We start from the raw sequence: 16,789 nt of genomic DNA, 5'->3' as shown, positions 1-16,789 counted from the left end.
CCCATGCCCGAAGCAGTCATCGTCGCCACCGCGCGCTCCCCGATCGGCCGTGCCTTCAAGGGCTCGTTCAAGGACACCCGTCCCGACGACCTCGCCGCGCTCATGGTCAAGGCCGCGCTCGACAAGGTGCCCTCGCTCGACCCGCGCGACATCGACGACCTGATGCTCGGCTGCGGCCTCCCCGGCGGCGAGCAGGGCTTCAACATGGGCCGCAACCTGGCCGTCATGCTCGGCTTCGACCACCTGCCCGGCACCACGATCACCCGCTACTGCTCGTCGTCGCTGCAGACGACCCGCATGGCCATGCACGCCATCAAGGCGGGCGAGGGCGACGTCTTCATCTCGGCCGGTGTCGAGGTCGTCACCTCCACGCGCGGCAAGGGCAGCAGCGACTCGATCCCGGACACCAAGAACCCGCTGTTCGCGGACGCCATGGCGCGCACCGTCGCCTCGGTCGAGAACGGCGACACCTGGGCCGACCCGCGCGAGTCGGGCCTGCTGCCCGACGTCTACATGGGCATGGGCTTCACCGCGGAGAACCTGGCCCAGCTCAAGGGCATCACGCGCGCCGAGCAGGACGAGTTCGCGGTCCGCTCGCAGAACCTCACCGAGAAGGCCATCGCCAACGGCTTCTGGGCCAAGGACATCACCCCGGTCACGCTGCCCGACGGCACGGTCGTCAGCGCCGACGACGGCCCGCGCCCGGGCACCACGCTGGAAGCCGTGTCGCAGCTCAAGCCGGTGTTCCGCCCCGACGGCACGGTCACCGCGGGCAACGCGTGCCCGCTGAACGACGGTGCCGCGGCCGTGGTCGTCATGTCCGACACCAAGGCCCGCGAGCTGGGCCTGACCCCGCTCGCCCGCGTGGTGTCCACCGCGGTGACCGGCCTCTCGCCGGAGATCATGGGCTACGGCCCGGTCGAGGCCTCCCGCCTGGCGATGCAGCGCGCGGGCCTGACCACGAACGACATCGACCTCGTCGAGATCAACGAGGCGTTCGCCGCGCAGGTCATCCCGTCCTACCGGGACCTCGGCTTCGAGCTCGACAAGGTCAACGTCAACGGCGGCGCCATCGCGATCGGCCACCCGTTCGGCATGACCGGCGCGCGCATCACCAGCACGCTGATCAACTCGCTGCAGTGGCACGACAAGCAGTTCGGCCTGGAGACCATGTGCGTCGGCGGCGGCATGGGCATGGCGATGGTGCTCGAGCGCCTGAGCTGACCCCCGCGGTCCCTGCTCCCCCTGTTTTTCCCGCGTACCCCGCGGGCCACGGCAGACCGAAGGTCCCGCGGCACCGCACCGCATAGCACCACCGGCGAAGCCCGTCCGAGCAGCAGTTTCTCGGGCGGGCTTCGCCGCGTCCGGCGGGCATTCCCAGACCGGGCACCCATCCGCCGCCGAAAGTCCCGGCGAGGTCGGGCCGTCGCACCCTGCAATCGACCCGCTCCGGCGGGCGAACCTGGAACCACTCCCCCGGACACCTGCACCACCTCCGGCGGAGCGCCGACCGCCACGCCAGCGAAGGGTCCGGGTTCCCGCATGTCTCCGTACGTCGTCCCCGCCGTGATCGCCGCCGCCTGCGCCGCCGGGCTCACCGCCGCCGTGCGGCGCGTCCGACGCGTGCGGGACGCACGCCATGCGGCGGACGCCCGGAACGAGGAGTTCGCGCCGGTGTTCGTACCCGAAGCCCGGGACTCCCACGCGGATGCCCGCGGGCCCGAACTCGGCGCCGACGCCGAGGAGGACGCCGAAGGCGTGCTCGCCGAGGCGGAGGCCGCCCCCGAGGCGGTACCGGCCGACGCCGACGCCTTTCCGCCGCTGCGCTCCACCACCCCGCACCCCTCGCAGGGCCTCGCGCCGATGCTGCCGCCCCAGCTCACCGGCGCCCACCTGCTGAGCCTGGCCGCGCGCCGCACGGCTGTCACCGGACTGCGCTCCGGGACCGCGGGCGGGCTCGACGTGTTCGACTTCGCCGACGGCGGATCGCTCGTGGTGATGCCCGCCGACCGGGAGATCGCCGCGCGCATAGCGGCCGCACTCGAGCAGGGACAGGAAGTGCGCCTGCTCGGCACGTCCGAGGTCGGCAGCGGGCGGTCGCTGACGTTCCTGGTGGGGGGCAGCACGGCTTACTGCTTGGCCGACCGGGTTTATGCGAGGCCGGGAAGCTGAGCCGATTGTCCACAAGCTGGGGTGCGGTGGGTGGCGTGGTCGGGGCAGGCTGGGGGTGTCGGGCTTCCGGGCTCCGATGGCGGAGGGGGCGGGGGAGGGGCCTTCTGCGTGAGACCGAATCCCAGAGAAGGTGGGAGGAGGGAGGGCCCTTTGAGGCGCCGCCCTCGTCTCACACCAGCGCGGCAACCTCGCGCACCGCCGCCAAAGCCTCCGCCAACGCCCCTTCCGCACCCGGCTCCCCCCAAGCCGCCTGCAACCCCCGCACCAAGTCGAGCCCCGTCACCGCGATCTGATCCCCGACGGCGAACATCCCCAAGTCCGGGACCTCCACCGCCGCCGGCTTATCGCCAAGCTCAGCCAGCCGACGTGACAAAGCGAGCCCCAGCGCCGCCCGGGTCACCCCGTCGTCCCCATCCGGGTCGATCCGTGCCCGCAGCCGCGACTCCGACAAGTGCCGGTACCGGTCGGCCAGCCGCCGCACCGCGCGGGCCAGCACGGCCGGGTCCGGGGTGCCGTCCGCCGCAGCCGGGCCCGACGCCGAATTCGGAGCCGCCGGGGTCGGTTTCCCTGGCTGTCGATCGGGGAGGGAGGACATATCCGGAGCGTACCGTTCGGGGATTCCTCGGGCGGATGCGCTCCGAGCAGTTGCCAACCGTTCCCCCGTCATGCACGCTCGGGACACGGAACGCTCACCGGAGGCGCTTATGTCCTTGCACTTCTCCGAAGAGACGCACCAGAACCTCCTCGCGCGGGTCCCGGCCGTCACCGGCCGCGAACTCCCGCAGTGGTTCAAGGAAATCGACGACGGACCCTGTTTCTCGCGCTTCGAGGACAGGGTTCACTGGCTTCAGGACGAACACGGCGTCGCGCACGGCCACGCCCTCGCCATCATGCGCGAGCACGACCGGCGCCGCTGGTCGCGAGGCCAACGCTGAGTCGGAGACGCCCGTCCCGTCCCGCCCCTTCCACGAGTCCACGAGAAGTGCTCGGAAACGCCGGAGGCGGCGGTCCCCGCAGGGACCGCCGCCTCCGTCACGTCCGGAAGGAACTCCCGGAAGGAACTCCGGGCCGCACGCTAGTCGCGCAGGATGGCCAGCAGGCGCAGCAGGTAGGTGTAGATCCACACCAGCGCCAGCACCAGGCCGAACGCGCAGCGCCACGACTCGCGCTCCGGGACACCGGCCGCCACGAGCTGCTCCGCCTCGTGGAAGTCCAGCGCCAGGAAGAACGCGCCGAGGCCGAGGCCGACGAGCGCGAACACGATGCCGATCGGGCCCTCGTTGATGCCGATGCCGTCGCCGCCGCCGGCCAGCACGACGACCGCGTCGACGAGCGCCACGGTCAGGAAGCCGATGGCGATCGCGAACCAGATTCGGGTGGCACGGGCGGTCACCCGTACACGGCCCGACTTGTAGGCCCACAGCATGCCCAGGAAGACACCGCCGGTGCCGAGCACGGCCTGGACCACAATGCCGCTGTACATGGACTCGAAGGCGTGGCTCACCGCACCGATGAACACACCTTCGAGTGCCGCGTAGGCGAGCACCAGAGCCGGGGAGACCGCGCGCTTGAAGATCAGCACGAGGTACACGCCGAACGCCAGGAGCGCGGCGGCACCGGCCCAGGCGAAGTTCTCGAACGGGATGAACGCCCAGCCGAGGGCCGCGCCCACCAGAAGCACCAGCAGCGAGATCGTGGTCTTGGCGACCACGTCGTCCATCGTCATGCGGCCCGTCTGCAGCGGGCCCGCGGACTGCTGGTGGTACATCTGGTTCAGCTGGTCGGCCGACGCGGGCTGCGCGTGCTGCGCGCCGTTGCCGCCGAACGGGTTGCCGGTGCCGGACGGCTGCGCATAGGGCGCGCCGTACTGCGGCGCCTGCTGCCCGGCCTGCGGCGCCCCGAATGCCCCCCGCCGCGAGAGGACCGGGTTGCTGCTCCTCATGTCAACTCCTCCATGCCCCTGCGTATGTGTGGGGTCGTGGGTCAAGAGTAATCGGTTAGTAAAGCCGTTTGGGGGATCCTCAAGCAGGATCCTTGCCCCATCCTCGAGATGTACTCGAAGCGGACCCGCAAGTCGGAACCCGAACGGACCCGGAACAGACAACGTACGGCAAGTCCCGTTTGTGCCGCGGAGGCGGGCCCCGGAACGGGCCGTGGCGGACCTGTGACGTACCAGTCATCGGTGCGGCGAGGCACCGGCATCAGGTCTTCTATGGAAGATCGGGGGCGCCGGGCGGGTCGGGGAGGCCGGGAGGGGGCCGGCGCGCCGCCGGAAGGCCGGAGGCGGGCACGGGAAGAGGACCGGACGGGCTGCCTTCGGGCGCCTCGGGGCACTGCCGGGAACCTGGTCCGACGTGGCGGCGTCGGCAGCGTTTCCCCAGGTCAGGGCCTCTTTCATCCGGTGCCCGGAGCCGGACTCGAACCGGCACGGCCGTGCGGCCAGCGAGGTTTAAGCTCGCCGTGTCTGCGTTCCACCATCCGGGCGCGATGCCGAGCGTAGCGGCAAGACAGCACCCTGTTGACCACAAGTTCGTGACCTGGACGAATACCGGCCGCCGAGGCACGGCGGCACCCGCGCGCGGTGCCGCCGTACCCGGTCCCCGGATCGCCGGTCAGCGCACGCCGCGGGCCAGCGTGAACTGCGCGACGCCGAGGTAACCGGACCGGAACCCGGCCTCGCAGTACGCCAGGTAGAACTCCCACATCCGCCGGAACGTCGCGTCGAACCCGAGCGCGTCGACCGCTGCGCCTTCGGCCAGGAATCGCTCCCGCCACACGCGCAGCGTCTCCGCATAATGCGGCCCGAAATCGCGGCGCTGCACGACGCGCAGCCGCGTGTGCTTCTCCAACGCGCCGCCGATCGCCTCGGGCGAGGGGATGAGGCCGCCCGGGAAGATGTACTTGTGCATCCACGTCCACGTGTCGCGCGCCGCGCGCATGCGCTCGTCGGACATGGTGATGGACTGCACGCACGCGCGGCCGCCCGGCGCGAGTGCCCGGTCGATCGCGGCGAAGTACGCGGGCCAGTAGCGCTCCCCCACCGCTTCGATCATCTCGACGCTGACCACCGCGTCGTAGGTGCCGGTCACTTCGCGGTAGTCGCACAGCCGGACCTCGATGCGGTCCGCGTACCCGGCCTCCTCGAAACGGCGGCGCGCGAGTGTGCGCTGTTCCTCGGACAACGTGATCGTGACGACCTCGGCGCCGCGCGCCGCGGCCCGCAGTGCGAGTTCGCCCCAGCCCGTGCCGATCTCCAGGACCCGGGTGCCCTCGCCGACGGCGGCCGCGTCCAGCACCGCGTCGATCTTGCGGTGCTGCGCGGCGGGCAGGTCGTCGCCCGGCGCGAACAGCGCCGAGGAGTAGGTCATCGACGGGTCGAGGAACAACGCGAACAGGTCGTTCGACAGGTCGTAGTGCCGGCTGATGTTGCCGCGCGCGCCGGACGGGGTGTTCTCCTCGTCCGCGGGGCGCACCGCGAGCGCCCAGCGGCGCAGCTTCTGCAGCGGCGCGGGGACCAGCTCGGGCAGCTTGCGGGCGAACACGGTGAGGACGCCCGCCGGGTCGTCGGCGTCCCATGCGCCGGTCATCCACGCTTCGCCGAAGCCGATCAGGCCGCCGGCGCCGATCCGGGCGTAGAACTCGTCGGGGCGGGCGATGCGCATGACCGGGTCGCCGAACCCGCCGGCGCCCATGATCTTCCCGCCGGGGAGATGGACCCGCACCCGGAGCTTGCGCACCGCGTGCCGGAAGATCCGCCGCGCCACCCGGGCGCGCGCGGGTACGTCGGGAACCTCCGCCAGGCCGGGCCAGCGGTCCGCCGCCGGCGGCGCCGGTGATGCGGAACGCCCCTGGGGCGCCGGGGTTTTCTCCGCCGGGTCGCCGTGGCGCGTCTCGTCGGTGTGCTTCGGACCGGTGCTCGTCGTGCTCACTGCGTTCTCGCCTCACTCCCGCTGCGCGCCGCGGGGACGGGGACGGACCCGGACGGCCGGGAGGCCACCCGTGGGTACATTGCCCCTGATCACCGCAAATGACGCTCGATTCAGTCGTTTGCCCGGTCGCACCGGGCCTACCGGGAAACGCGAAAGGGCCCGTACCCCTTCCGGGATACGGGCCCTGACGGCGAGTCAGCGAAACGCGCGGTCGGCTGACGTGACGATGATCAGATCGTCTTGCCGGCTTCTTCCTTCTTCGGTGCTGGCGGCAGCGCGGCCTCGGCGAACTCGTCGCGCGGGTGCTCCATGGAGCCGAGCGAGACGATCTCGCGGCGGAAGAACATCGCGAGCGTCCAGTCCGCGACGATGCGCGTCTTCCGGTTGAACGTCGGCATCGCGTACATGTGGTACGTGCGGTGGAACAGCCACGCGGGCAGGCCCTTGAGCTTGAACTTGCCCATCATGATCGCGACGCCCTTGTGCAGGCCGAGGCCCGCGACCGCGCCGAGGTTCTTGTGGCGGTACTCCTTGGGCGGGAACCCGCGCATCACGCTCATCACGTTGTCGCCGAGCTGCTTCGCCTGGCGCACCGCGTGCTGCGCGTTCGGCGGGCACCAGGCGCCCTCGCCCGCGGCGAGGTCCGGCACCTGCGCGTTGTCGCCGGCCGCGAACACGTGGTCCATGCCGGTGACCTGCAGGGTCGGGCGGGTGTCGACGTGGCCGCGCGGGCCGAGCGGCAGGCCGAACTCGGCGAGCGCCGGGTTGGGCTTGACGCCCGCGGTCCACACGATGGTGCTCGCGTCGAACTCGGTGCCGTCGGACAGCACGCAGTGCTTGTCGACGCAGGACTGGAGCGAGGTCTCGAGGTAGAACTCGATGCCGCGTTCCTTGAGCTTCTTGAGCGTCCACTTGCCGAGTTCGTCGCCGACCTCGGGGAGGATGCGGTGCATCGCCTCGACCATGATGAAGCGCATGTCGTCGCGGCTGATGTTCTTGTAGTACTTCACCGCATCGCGCGCCATGTCCTCGATCTCGGCGAGCGCTTCGATGCCGGCGAAGCCGCCGCCGACGAACGCGAAGGTGAGTGCCTTGCGGCGGATCTCCGGGTCGGTCGTGGAGTCGGCGACGTCGAGCTGCCCCAGGACGTGGTTCCGCAGCGCGATGGCTTCTTCGATCGTCTTGAAGCCGATGCCGTTCTCGGCAAGGCCGGGGATCGGGAACGTGCGGGATATCGAGCCGAGGGCGATGACCAGGAAGTCGAACTTCAGGTCGTACGCCTCACCCACGAGCGGCTCGATGCGGGCGACCTTGGTGTCCTGGTCGATGGTGGTGACCCGCCCGGTCACGACATCGGCCTTGGGCAGGGCGCGGCGCAGCGGGACGACGACGTGGCGCGGCGACAGACTTCCCGCCGCGGCCTCGGGGAGGAAGGGCTGGTACGTCATGTACGACCGCGGGTCAACGACCGTCACGGTCGCCTCGTTGTAGCGCATCTTCTTGAGGATGCGCTGCGCGGCGTACAGGCCGACGTACCCGCCACCGACGACGAGGATGCGAGGCTGATCCGTGGAGCTGCTCATGTAGGGAAGTATCCCGGAGCACCGCGACGCCCTGCCGGGAGCCCGCTGGCAGGCCTCGGGCACGCCTGTGATACCCTGCGCGTTTTTGTTTTCGGCGGGGTGCGCCTGCGGTTGTCCGGGCGGGAGGGCGGCTGCGCCTTGTGATCGCAACCCGGCCCCCGACGAGGGTTATGACCTGCAACGATCCACACGCGCGGGGCGCTCCCGGCGGTTACGTGATCCGCGCCATGGCCGCGTGGACGGGATACGTGACGCAGTCAACCGATCCGCCGGGGTGATCGAGAAAGCTTTCACAAAGTCACTTAGTGGCAAAGTGACGAAAAGTTTGCCCGAGTGCCATGTGAAGAGTTTCACAAACAATTCCGGCCGGAGTCCCACGAGGTGGGATTCCGGGCCTTCCGGACGGGTGTTCGGCGGTCCCCCGCAGTGGGCCGCGGGGCTCAGCCGAGGACGCTCCAGGCGATGCCGTCGAGGATGTCGTGTTCGGAGACCACGACTTCGCGCGCGCCGACCCGCTCCATGATCGTCTGCAGCACCAGCGAGCCGGCCGCGATGACGTCGACACGGCCCGGGTGCAGGACCGGGATCGCGGCGCGCTCGTCGTGGCTCGTCGCGAGCAGCCGGGCGGCGACCTCGGCGACCTGCCCGGCGGTGAGCCGGGCGTGGTGGATGCGGGTGGAGTCGTACTCCGGCAGCGCCAGCGCGATGCCCGCGACCGTGGTGACCGAGCCGGCGAGGCCGACCAGGGTCTCCGCGCGGTCCAGCGGGACGCTCTTGGCGGCCAGGTCGATCGCGGCGTCGATGTCCGCCTTCGCGGCGGCGATCTGGTCGGCGGTGGGCGGATCCGCGGTGAAGTGGCGCTCGGTCATGCGGACGCAGCCGATGTCCACGGAGCGCGCCGCTTCCACGCGGTCCGCGCCGAGCACGAACTCGGTCGAGCCGCCGCCGATGTCCACGACCAGGTAGGGGGTGTCCAGGCCGGCGGTGCCGGTCAGCTCGCGGGTCGCGCCGGTGAAGGAGAGGTTGGCCTCCTCGTCGCCGGTGATGACCTCGGGCTCGACACCGAGGAGTTCGCGCACGCCCGCACGGAACTCGTCGCGGTTCTCCGCGTCGCGGCTCGCGCTGGTGGCCACGAAGCGCAGCCGGTCGGCGCCGAGGGCGCGGATCGCCTCGCGGTAGGAGCGGCACGCGGCGAACGTGCGCTGGAGCGCCTCGGGGGCGAGGCGGCCGGTCTTGTCGACGCCTTGGCCGAGCCGGACGATCTCCATGCGGCGGTCGAGGTCGGTGAGCGCGCCGGTCTCCGGATCGAGGTCGGCGACCAGGAGGCGGATGGAGTTGGTGCCGCAGTCGATCGCGGCGACGCGTTCGGTGGTCACGCCGTGCCCCCGTCGGTGGTCTCGGTCGGTTCGGCCGGTTCAGCCGGTTCGGCCGGTTCGGCCGGTTCGGCGCAGACGCACGGGCCCTTCATCCACCACTCGGGCAGCGCGGCGATCGCCTCGTCGCCGAGCGGGTTGACGCCCGGCCCGGCGGCCAGCGAGTGCGCGACGAGCACGTGCAGGCACTTGACCCGGTCGGGCATGCCGCCCGCGGACGGGAAGCCCGCCAGGACGTCGATCGCGTCGCGGCGCTTGATGTAGTCCTCGTGCGCGGCCCGGTAGCGGGCCGCCAGGTCGGCGTCGGCGGCGAGCCGTTCGTTCATCTCGCGCATCATCCCGTCGGACTCCAGCGTGCCGATCGCGGACGCGGCGCGGGGGCACGTCAGGTAGTACATCGTCGGGAAGGGGCTGCCGTCTTCGAGGCGGGGCGCGGTCTCGACCACGTCCGGCAGGCCGCACGGGCAGCGGTGGGCAACCCCGCGGAGACCGCGGGGAGTACGTCCGAGCTGAGCGGTGACGGCGGCGACGTCCTGCTGATCCATGCTGTGCAGTATTTCCGATTTTCGAGGCGAGGGGTGCGGGCTCGCGGCGGGTGGGCTATCTCCGGGAACTGCGGGAGTCGCCGATGCTCTCGGCGGGGGCCGGCGGCGGTCCCGTCGGGGCGGTCTTGGCCGGCGGCGTTGCGTCGGCGCTCTTCACCGAATCCCACAACTGGCTCGGCATGCTCCCCTTCGGTCCCCCGCTCGCGCCCGGGCTCGGCGTGGCGCTCGGCGGCGGCACCACCGAGTACTGGGTGTCCCCCGGGTTCACGTAGTGCAGGTCCTTGCGGGCCTGCTGGCGGACGTACGCCGGGTCCTTCCAGCGTTCGATCTCCGCTTGCAGGCGGGCGACTTCCTGCTCGTGCTTCTTGGTCTGCTCGCGCAGGTCGACGCGTTCCTGCCGCTGGTTGAGGTACTGCTTCACCGGGACCACGAGGGCGATCGCCAGGGTGCACAGCACCAGCGCGAGGATGCCCGCGCGGCCGGTCAGCCGGTTCGGGCGGCCCTTGGCGCCGCCCCAGGTGACGACGAGGCGGCGGCGCGGCTTCTTCGCGTCCGGCGCGCCGGTGCCCGCAGGTCTGGCCCCCGCCGGCCGTCCCGTCCGGGGGGCCGTGCGAACGCTGCCGCCGGTCCCTTTGCCCGTCCGTCCGCCGCCCGGCTCGGACACCGTGTCCTCCCTGCCTTCGGGCCGGCCGCGCGGGATCCCGCGCGGCCGGCCCGCACCCAGTCGCTAGGGCGTCGGTCGATCAGGCCTTGAAGCGGGGGAACGCGGCGCGGCCGGCGTAGACCGCCGCGTCGTCGAGGACCTCCTCGATGCGCAGCAGCTGGTTGTACTTGGCCACGCGCTCGGAGCGGGCCGGGGCACCGGTCTTGATCTGGCCGCAGTTGGTGGCGACGGCCAGGTCCGCGATGGTGGTGTCCTCGGTCTCACCCGAACGGTGACTCATCATGCACTGGTAACCGCTGCGCTGGGCGAGCGACACGGCGTCCAGGGTCTCGGTGAGCGAGCCGATCTGGTTGACCTTGACGAGCAGCGCGTTGGCGGTGCCGGACTCGATGCCGCGGGCGAGGCGGGCCGGGTTGGTGACGAACAGGTCGTCGCCGACCAGCTGGACCTTGCCGCCGAGGGCGTCGGTCAGCTGCTTCCAGCCGTCCCAGTCCTCTTCGTTCATCGGGTCTTCGATCGACACGAGCGGGTACGCGGCGACCAGCTCGGCGTAGTACGCGGCCATCTCGGCGGACGACTTCTTCGCGCCTTCGAAGGTGTACGAGCCGTCGTCGTAGAACTCGGTCGCGGCGACGTCGAGCGCGAGGGCGATGTCCTTGCCCGGCTCGAAGCCCGCCTTGCCGATCGCCTCGAGGATCAGGTCGAGGGCGTCGCGGTTGCTCGGCAGGTCGGGGGCGAAGCCGCCCTCGTCGCCGATGCTGGTGGCCAGGCCGCGGGCCTTCAGCACGGACTTGAGCGCGTGGTACGTCTCCGTGCCCCAGCGCAGCGCCTCGGAGAAGCTCTCCGCGCCGATCGGCGCGATCATGAACTCCTGGATGTCGACGTTGGTGTCCGCGTGGGCACCGCCGTTGAGGATGTTCATCATCGGGACCGGCAGCACGTGCGCGTTCGGGCCGCCCAGGTAGCGGAACAGCGGGAGGCCGGAGGCCTCCGCGGCGGCGTGCGCGACGGCGAGCGAGACGCCGAGGATCGCGTTGGCGCCGAGGTTGGACTTGTCCGGGGTGGCGTCGAGGTCGATCATCGTCTGGTCGACGATCCGCTGCTCGTCCGCTTCGATGCCGACGATCTCGGTCTGGATCTGCTCGACGACCGCGAGGACGGCCTTCTGGACGCCCTTGCCGCCGTAGACGCCCTCGTCGCCGTCGCGCAGCTCGATGGCCTCGAACGCGCCGGTCGACGCGCCGGACGGGACCGCCGCGCGGCCCTGGCTGCCGTCGTCGAGGATCACCTCGACCTCGACCGTGGGGTTGCCACGGGAGTCGAGGATCTCCCTGGCATGGACGACGTCGATGACGGCCACGAGCATCTCCTTGATGGTTCCGGGCACCCGAACGGCGCGCAGGTCTGCCCGGCCGAGCCTAGTGCCTGGCGTGCCGCGGCTCGCGCGAGGTCCGCGCCGCGTGGCGGCTGCCCGGCACGGAGTGCCGGGCGGGCTTTGGAACCGGCGGGCGGGGGCAGCGGAAACCGCCGCCCGCCGGGGAATCAGGCGTCGGGGGCCGCGTAGACGCGGTCGCCCTCGACATAGGTGAGCGCGGCCTTCGCCGCGTGGATCTCCTCGGCCGGCCCGGCGAACGGGTCGCGGTCCAGGACCACGAGGTCGGCGAGCTTGCCGGCCTCGATGGTGCCGGTCTCGTCGAGGTGGTTCACGTACGCCGACCCGGCGGTGTACGCGGCAAGCGCGGTGGCCAGGTCGATCCGCTGCTCGGGGAGGAACACCGGCTCGTCGGCGCCCGGGTAGCGGCGGTTGACCGCGACGTGGATGCCTTCCATCGGGTCCGGCGTGGACACCGCCCAGTCGCTGCCCGCGGCGAGCACCGCGCCGGCCTCCTGGAAGGACCGGAACGGGTACTGCCAGGCGGCGCGCTTCTCGCCGAGGAACGGGATGTTCAGCTCGTGCATCTGCTTCTCGTACGCGGCCCACAGCGGCTGCATGTTGACCGCGACGTCGAGTTCGCGGAAGCGCGGGATGTCGGCCGGGTCGACGATCTGCACGTGTGCGATGTGGTGGCGCAGGTCGTTGAAGCCGTTCGCGGCGCGGGCCGCGGCCACCGCGTCGAGGACCTCGGTCAGGGCGCGGTCGCCGATCGCGTGGAAGTGCACCTGGAAGCCGTGCGCGTCGAGCAGCGTGATGTAGTCGCGCAGGAGGACCGGGTCGACCATCGACAGGCCCTGGTTGCCGGTGTGGCAGCCGCAGCCGTCGAAGTACGACTCGCCGAGCGCCGCGGTGAAGTTCTCGGTGATGCCGTCCTGCATCAGCTTGATCGTGCCGCACGAGAACCGGCCGACGGTGCCGCGGGCGCGCCGGTCGAGGAGGAAGTCGAGCTGCTCGGCGCCCTGTTCGCGGTCCCACCAGAGGCAGCCGCGGACCCGGGCGGTGAGCAGGCCGCTCTCGGCCGCCTCCAGGTAGGTGTCGTACTGGTCGTTGTAGCCGCCGAAGGCGCCGATGATGGCGTCCTGCCACGCGGTGATGCCGAGTGAGTGCAGGTACGCCTGGCCGTCGGCGAGGCCCTTGAGGTAGTCCTCGCGGGTCGGGTTCGGGGTGTGCTTGCCGACCAGGCCCATCGCGCCTTCGTGCAGGACGCCGGCGGGGGTGCCGTCGGCTTCCCGTTCGAGGCGGCCGTCCGCCGGGTCCGGGGAGTTCTTGTCCAGGCCGGCGATCTCCAGGGCACGGCTGTTCGCCCAGCCGCTGTGGCCGTCGGCGACCTGGAGGTAGACCGGGCGGTCGGGGACGACCGCGTCGAGCATCTGCCGGGTCGGCATGCCGCCGGGGAACTGGTCGAACGACCAGCCGCCGCCGAGTACCCATTCGGTGCCGGGGTTCGCGGCCGCGTATGCGGCGACGGTCGCGAGCGACTCCTCCTGGGTCTCGGCCTCGCTCAGGTCGCAGCGGCTCATGGTGAGTCCGCCGAACACGGGGTGCACGTGCGCGTCCTGGAAACCGGGCAGCAGCAGGCGGCCGTTGAGGTCGACGACCTCGGTGCCGGGGCCGATCAGGTCGCGGATCCGCGCCTCGTGTCCGACGGCGGCGATCCGGCCGCCGCGGACGGCCACCGCGCGGGCCCGGGTTCGGGCCGGGTCCACGGTGAAGACGGGTCCGTTGACGAAGACGAGGTCGGCGTGCGGCATGGGTGTATCGGGCCTTTCCGAGTGGTGCTGTCGGCTGGGATCGGGGCTCAGCCGTGGTCGGCGGCGTGGACCGTGTCGGGGTCGACGCCGCGCGGGAGGGTGAAGTAGCCGGGCTTCCGGACGAACCGGTTCCATGCCGCGATGGGCACGCCCAGGACGATGATCGCCACCGGCACGGCGACCAGGAACCGGCCGTTGTTGGCGTCGAACGCGATGCTGTCGACCGAGGTCCAGTTCGTGTAGACCATGTAGCCGCCGAGGCAGAGCAGCGCGATGCCCGAGATGCCGGGCAGGATCGCCATGGTCACCAGGTTCTTGACCGAGGCGCGCAGTTCGTGGCGGAAGAGGATGACGCACGCGAGGCCGACGGTGCCGTAGGAGAACGACACCAGGATGCCGACGGCGTTGACGGTCGCCATGATGACGTCGCTGAGCTTGCCGAGGGCGACGCCGACGACGGCGATGACCAGGGCCGCGGCCACCGTGACGTAGGTGCTGAACGCGGGCGTGCGGTGCTTCGGGTGCAGCCGGGCCCAGCGCTCGCCGAGGACGCCGGTGCGGCCCATCGCCATGGTGAGGCGGGCGCCGCCGATGACGCTGGACTGCAGGCAGGCGAGGGTGGACAGCAGCATCGCGAGGTAGGCGACGAGCGCGCCCTGGCCGCCGAACATCTTGTCGGTCAGGTAGGGCAGGGCGTTGGCGCCGTGCTCGGCGAACTCGTCGGCAGAGAGCGACCGCTGGAAGGCGACCGAGGCGAAGATGAACATGCCCGCGGCGATCGCGATGGACAGCAGGCCCGCCTTGCCGGCGACCTTCCGGTCCACGTTCTCCTCGGAGACGCTGAACGCGGTCTCCCAGCCCCAGAAGGTGTAGGCGGCCATGAGGACGCCGCCGGCCATGATCGACGTGCTGTCGAAGCCGAACGGGTTGAACCACGAGGCGCTGAAGTCGGCGGTCGCGCCGCCGTCGCCGAGGCCGAAGAAGGCCACGACGCACACCGCGGTGACGACGATGACGGCGAAGCCGAACAGGATGCCCTGCACGCGGGCCGCCAGCTCGACGCCGCGCACCGCGGTCCAGGCGATCGCCGCGGTCCACACGACGCCGATCGCGGTGGCCCACTTCATCGACTCCGGGTCGACGCCCGCACCGAGTTCGTGCAGCACGCCCAGGGTGAACTGGCCGGACAGCTGGGCGCCGTAGGCGAGGAACAGCGTGGAGGTGGCCAGGCCGATCCAGCCGAGCTGGAAGCCGACCCAGGGGCCGAGGGCGCGGCGGGCCCAGATGTACGTGGTGCCGGCGTTGGGCTCGCGGGCCGAGAGGCGGGCGTACCCGACCGCGATGCCCAGGATGGGGAGCGCGGCCAGCAGGAAGGTGGCCGGGAGGCCGGTGCCGACGATGGCGCCGAGCAGGCCGAGGCCGAGGCCGATGCTGACGGTGGGACTCATGTTGGCGAGGGCGATGACGACGCCCTGGCGGACGCCGAGGCTCTTCGCGAGTCCGGTATCGGGGGTTGCATCGGGGGATGCGGCGGTCGGCGCGGGCCGGCGGGCGGTGTCGGCGGACATCCGGACACTCCTGGGGGCAGAGCACGGTGGTGCGGGCGGAGCTGGGTAACGCCTCCTCGGGGGACGCGGAGCCGGCCGTCGGGCCGCCGCCGGAGTCCCGGGGCAATCAAGGCAGCATTCAGGAAACACACATGTCAACGCCTTAGTCAATGGTGTTGACAAAAGTGTTTACTGAAACACCTCCGGGACTCCCCGGCCCTCCGGCACGGCAAGATGGGTCCGTTCCCGGCGGTCCGCGCCGGGATTCCGCGGCCCGGAAGCGGCCGCCGCACCGGACCGCACCGCGGGGAACCGGGTGCCGGAACGAGGAGGGACGCCGTGGCGGCAGGCACGGGAACGGGAGTGCGCGGCCCCCGGCGCCGACCGGGAACGCGCACCCGGCCGGGGCTCACCCCCGAGCGCATCGTCGACGGCTGCCTGGAACTGCTCGACGAGCAGGGCCCCGAAGGCCTGACGTACCGCCGCATCGGCGGGCACCTCGGAGTGGACCCGACCGCGCTGTACCGGCACTTCCGCGACAAGGACGAACTCGTCCTGGCGGTCGCCGACCGGCTGCTCGCCCGCATGCTCGAGGACTTCGCGCCGTCCGACGACTGGCGGGCCACCCTGCGCGAAATGATGGTCCGATTGCGCGCGATGTACCTCGCGCACCCGGACGCCGCCGTGCTGTCGTTCACCCGCACCACCCGGCGGCCCGCGGAGATGGGCGCCGTCGAGATCATCCTCGCGGCGTTCCACCGCGCGGGGTTCCCGCCCGCCGAGGCCGTCGCGTACTACCGCGCCCTGGTCGACTTCTCGCTGTCCTGGGCCGGCATGGGTGCGGCTTACCTGACCCTCGAACCGGCGGCGCGCGACGGCGACGAAGGGGCATGGGCCCGCGAGTACGCCGGGGCGCCCGCGGACCGCTACCCGCACATCGCGGCGGCCGCGCCGCACCTGCCGCAGGTCGACGAGGAAGCCACCTACCTGCTCGCGCTCGACCTGCTGCTCGACGCGATCGCGGCGCGCGCGGCGGCGCACACGGCGCCGGGTGCGGCTTCTGCTTCGGTGCCGGGGCCGGCCGCACCCGCGCCGGACGGGGTTCAGGCCGGGAAGTAGCCGGGCGCGCCGCCCGGGCCGTCCAACCCGAAGATCCGCCAGCGGGTCGGCGTGAGCACGCCCAGGCTGGTGCCCTCGCGCGACAGCGCGCGGCGCTGCTGGTCGAGGCCTTCGTCGCCGAGGATGTGCCGCATCGCGAACTCCCAGCGCTCCTGCGCCCACGCGTCCTCGCGGAGTTCGACGTCGCCCCAGACGATGACATGCGCGATGTCCCCGTCTTCGGCGATGGACACGCACACCTTGGGGTTCTTCTGCAGGTTGGCCTTCTTGGTACGGCCGGTGAGGCTCAAATAGAGGTGGTCGTCGTCGTAGGCCAGCATCACGGGGGTCACGTGCGGCTCCCCGCTCGGCGTCACGGTCCCCACGTGCACCCAGTGCTCGGGGTCCCCGAGCATCGTGTCGAGTGCGGCCTTCAGCTCCGGGTCGATCATCCCGATTCCGCCTCTCGTGTGCCGTCCCGTTGCGCGGGTACGGTCCGACGGTTGTTCGACCCGGCCACCGTACTCCCACGAGTGACGCACGACACAGGGCGGGTCCCGAAACGGGCGCGCGAACGACCGGATACCGCCACCGGACACATATTTCATTCCAACGAGTGATTCGCGAGTGTCCGCCGTGACTTCTCTTCGTTCTCGGATTCATCGCACCCATTCCTCGCGCCCCTAGGCGGC

The 16,789-nt window shown here is 71.4% G+C and carries 15 protein-coding genes and 1 tRNA gene; 4 read left to right on the top strand and 12 right to left on the bottom strand.

The features are described from left to right. Window positions 1-3 precede the first annotated feature (3 nt). Both ABEA93_RS14105 and ABEA93_RS14100 read left to right on the top strand, forming a co-directional pair. The gene (locus ABEA93_RS14105; protein WP_345675836.1) at window positions 4-1,224 is read left to right on the top strand and encodes an acetyl-CoA C-acetyltransferase; all 1,221 of its coding nucleotides are present in this window, start codon (window positions 4-6) and stop codon (window positions 1,222-1,224) included. Between the two features lie 318 nt (window positions 1,225-1,542). Then, window positions 1,543-2,172, top strand: coding sequence for a hypothetical protein (locus ABEA93_RS14100; protein WP_345675835.1), 630 nt, complete (start codon window positions 1,543-1,545; stop codon window positions 2,170-2,172). A gap of 169 nt (window positions 2,173-2,341) precedes the next feature. On the opposite strand, the gene ABEA93_RS14095 is transcribed toward ABEA93_RS14100, so the two are convergent. Beyond that, on the bottom strand, window positions 2,342-2,767 hold the full coding sequence (locus tag ABEA93_RS14095; protein ID WP_345675834.1) for a hypothetical protein: 426 nt from the start codon (window positions 2,765-2,767) through the stop codon (window positions 2,342-2,344). A 109-nt stretch (window positions 2,768-2,876) separates the two neighbouring features. Here ABEA93_RS14095 and ABEA93_RS14090 point away from each other — a divergent pair, with 109 nt between their 5' ends. Beyond that, the gene (locus tag ABEA93_RS14090; protein ID WP_345675833.1) at window positions 2,877-3,107 is read left to right on the top strand and encodes a DUF4287 domain-containing protein; all 231 of its coding nucleotides are present in this window, start codon (window positions 2,877-2,879) and stop codon (window positions 3,105-3,107) included. Window positions 3,108-3,247: 140 nt separating this feature from the next. On the opposite strand, the gene ABEA93_RS14085 is transcribed toward ABEA93_RS14090, so the two are convergent. The 10 genes from ABEA93_RS14085 to ABEA93_RS14040 form a co-directional block, all read right to left on the bottom strand. Further along, on the bottom strand, window positions 3,248-4,114 hold the full coding sequence (locus ABEA93_RS14085; RefSeq protein ID WP_345675832.1) for a Bax inhibitor-1/YccA family protein: 867 nt from the start codon (window positions 4,112-4,114) through the stop codon (window positions 3,248-3,250). A gap of 460 nt (window positions 4,115-4,574) precedes the next feature. Continuing rightward, window positions 4,575-4,656 (bottom strand) — tRNA-Leu (locus ABEA93_RS14080). A gap of 128 nt (window positions 4,657-4,784) precedes the next feature. Further along, the gene (locus ABEA93_RS14075; protein WP_425584943.1) at window positions 4,785-6,101 is read right to left on the bottom strand and encodes a class I SAM-dependent methyltransferase; all 1,317 of its coding nucleotides are present in this window, start codon (window positions 6,099-6,101) and stop codon (window positions 4,785-4,787) included. Between the two features lie 230 nt (window positions 6,102-6,331). Further along, a complete protein-coding gene (locus ABEA93_RS14070) occupies window positions 6,332-7,684 on the bottom strand; it encodes an NAD(P)/FAD-dependent oxidoreductase (RefSeq protein ID WP_345675831.1) in 1,353 nt (450 codons plus the stop codon). Between the two features lie 440 nt (window positions 7,685-8,124). After that, window positions 8,125-9,060: a Ppx/GppA phosphatase family protein gene (locus tag ABEA93_RS14065; protein ID WP_345675830.1), complete on the bottom strand. Its 936-nt coding sequence runs from the start codon at window positions 9,058-9,060 to the stop codon at window positions 8,125-8,127. Further along, complete coding sequence (locus ABEA93_RS14060; protein WP_345675829.1) at window positions 9,057-9,602, bottom strand: DUF501 domain-containing protein; 546 nt, start codon at window positions 9,600-9,602, stop codon at window positions 9,057-9,059. The genes ABEA93_RS14065 and ABEA93_RS14060 overlap by 4 nt, the downstream gene beginning before the upstream one ends. Window positions 9,603-9,657: 55 nt before the next feature. Further along, window positions 9,658-10,266: an FtsB family cell division protein gene (locus ABEA93_RS14055; RefSeq protein ID WP_345675828.1), complete on the bottom strand. Its 609-nt coding sequence runs from the start codon at window positions 10,264-10,266 to the stop codon at window positions 9,658-9,660. Between the two features lie 79 nt (window positions 10,267-10,345). Further along, a complete protein-coding gene (eno, locus tag ABEA93_RS14050; RefSeq protein ID WP_345675827.1) occupies window positions 10,346-11,632 on the bottom strand; it encodes a phosphopyruvate hydratase in 1,287 nt (428 codons plus the stop codon). 176 nt (window positions 11,633-11,808) lie between these two features. Continuing rightward, a complete protein-coding gene (locus ABEA93_RS14045) occupies window positions 11,809-13,452 on the bottom strand; it encodes an amidohydrolase (protein ID WP_345675826.1) in 1,644 nt (547 codons plus the stop codon). A gap of 47 nt (window positions 13,453-13,499) precedes the next feature. Further along, complete coding sequence (locus ABEA93_RS14040) at window positions 13,500-15,020, bottom strand: APC family permease (protein ID WP_345675825.1); 1,521 nt, start codon at window positions 15,018-15,020, stop codon at window positions 13,500-13,502. A 318-nt stretch (window positions 15,021-15,338) separates the two neighbouring features. Here ABEA93_RS14040 and ABEA93_RS14035 point away from each other — a divergent pair, with 318 nt between their 5' ends. After that, window positions 15,339-16,118, top strand: a complete 780-nt coding sequence (locus ABEA93_RS14035; protein ID WP_345675824.1) for a TetR/AcrR family transcriptional regulator — start codon at window positions 15,339-15,341, stop codon at window positions 16,116-16,118. Here the strand turns inward: ABEA93_RS14035 and ABEA93_RS14030 are convergent. Further along, complete coding sequence (locus tag ABEA93_RS14030; protein WP_345675823.1) at window positions 16,103-16,549, bottom strand: pyridoxamine 5'-phosphate oxidase family protein; 447 nt, start codon at window positions 16,547-16,549, stop codon at window positions 16,103-16,105. The two genes, ABEA93_RS14035 and ABEA93_RS14030, sit on opposite strands and share 16 nt — an antisense overlap. Between the last annotated feature and the right edge of the window lie 240 nt (window positions 16,550-16,789).

This window comes from Yinghuangia aomiensis, from assembly GCF_039542225.1.
Taxonomy (GTDB): domain Bacteria; phylum Actinomycetota; class Actinomycetes; order Streptomycetales; family Streptomycetaceae; genus Yinghuangia; species Yinghuangia aomiensis.
Note: the sequence above shows the minus strand (reverse complement) of the source record. Positions and strands in the feature narration are given on the sequence as shown.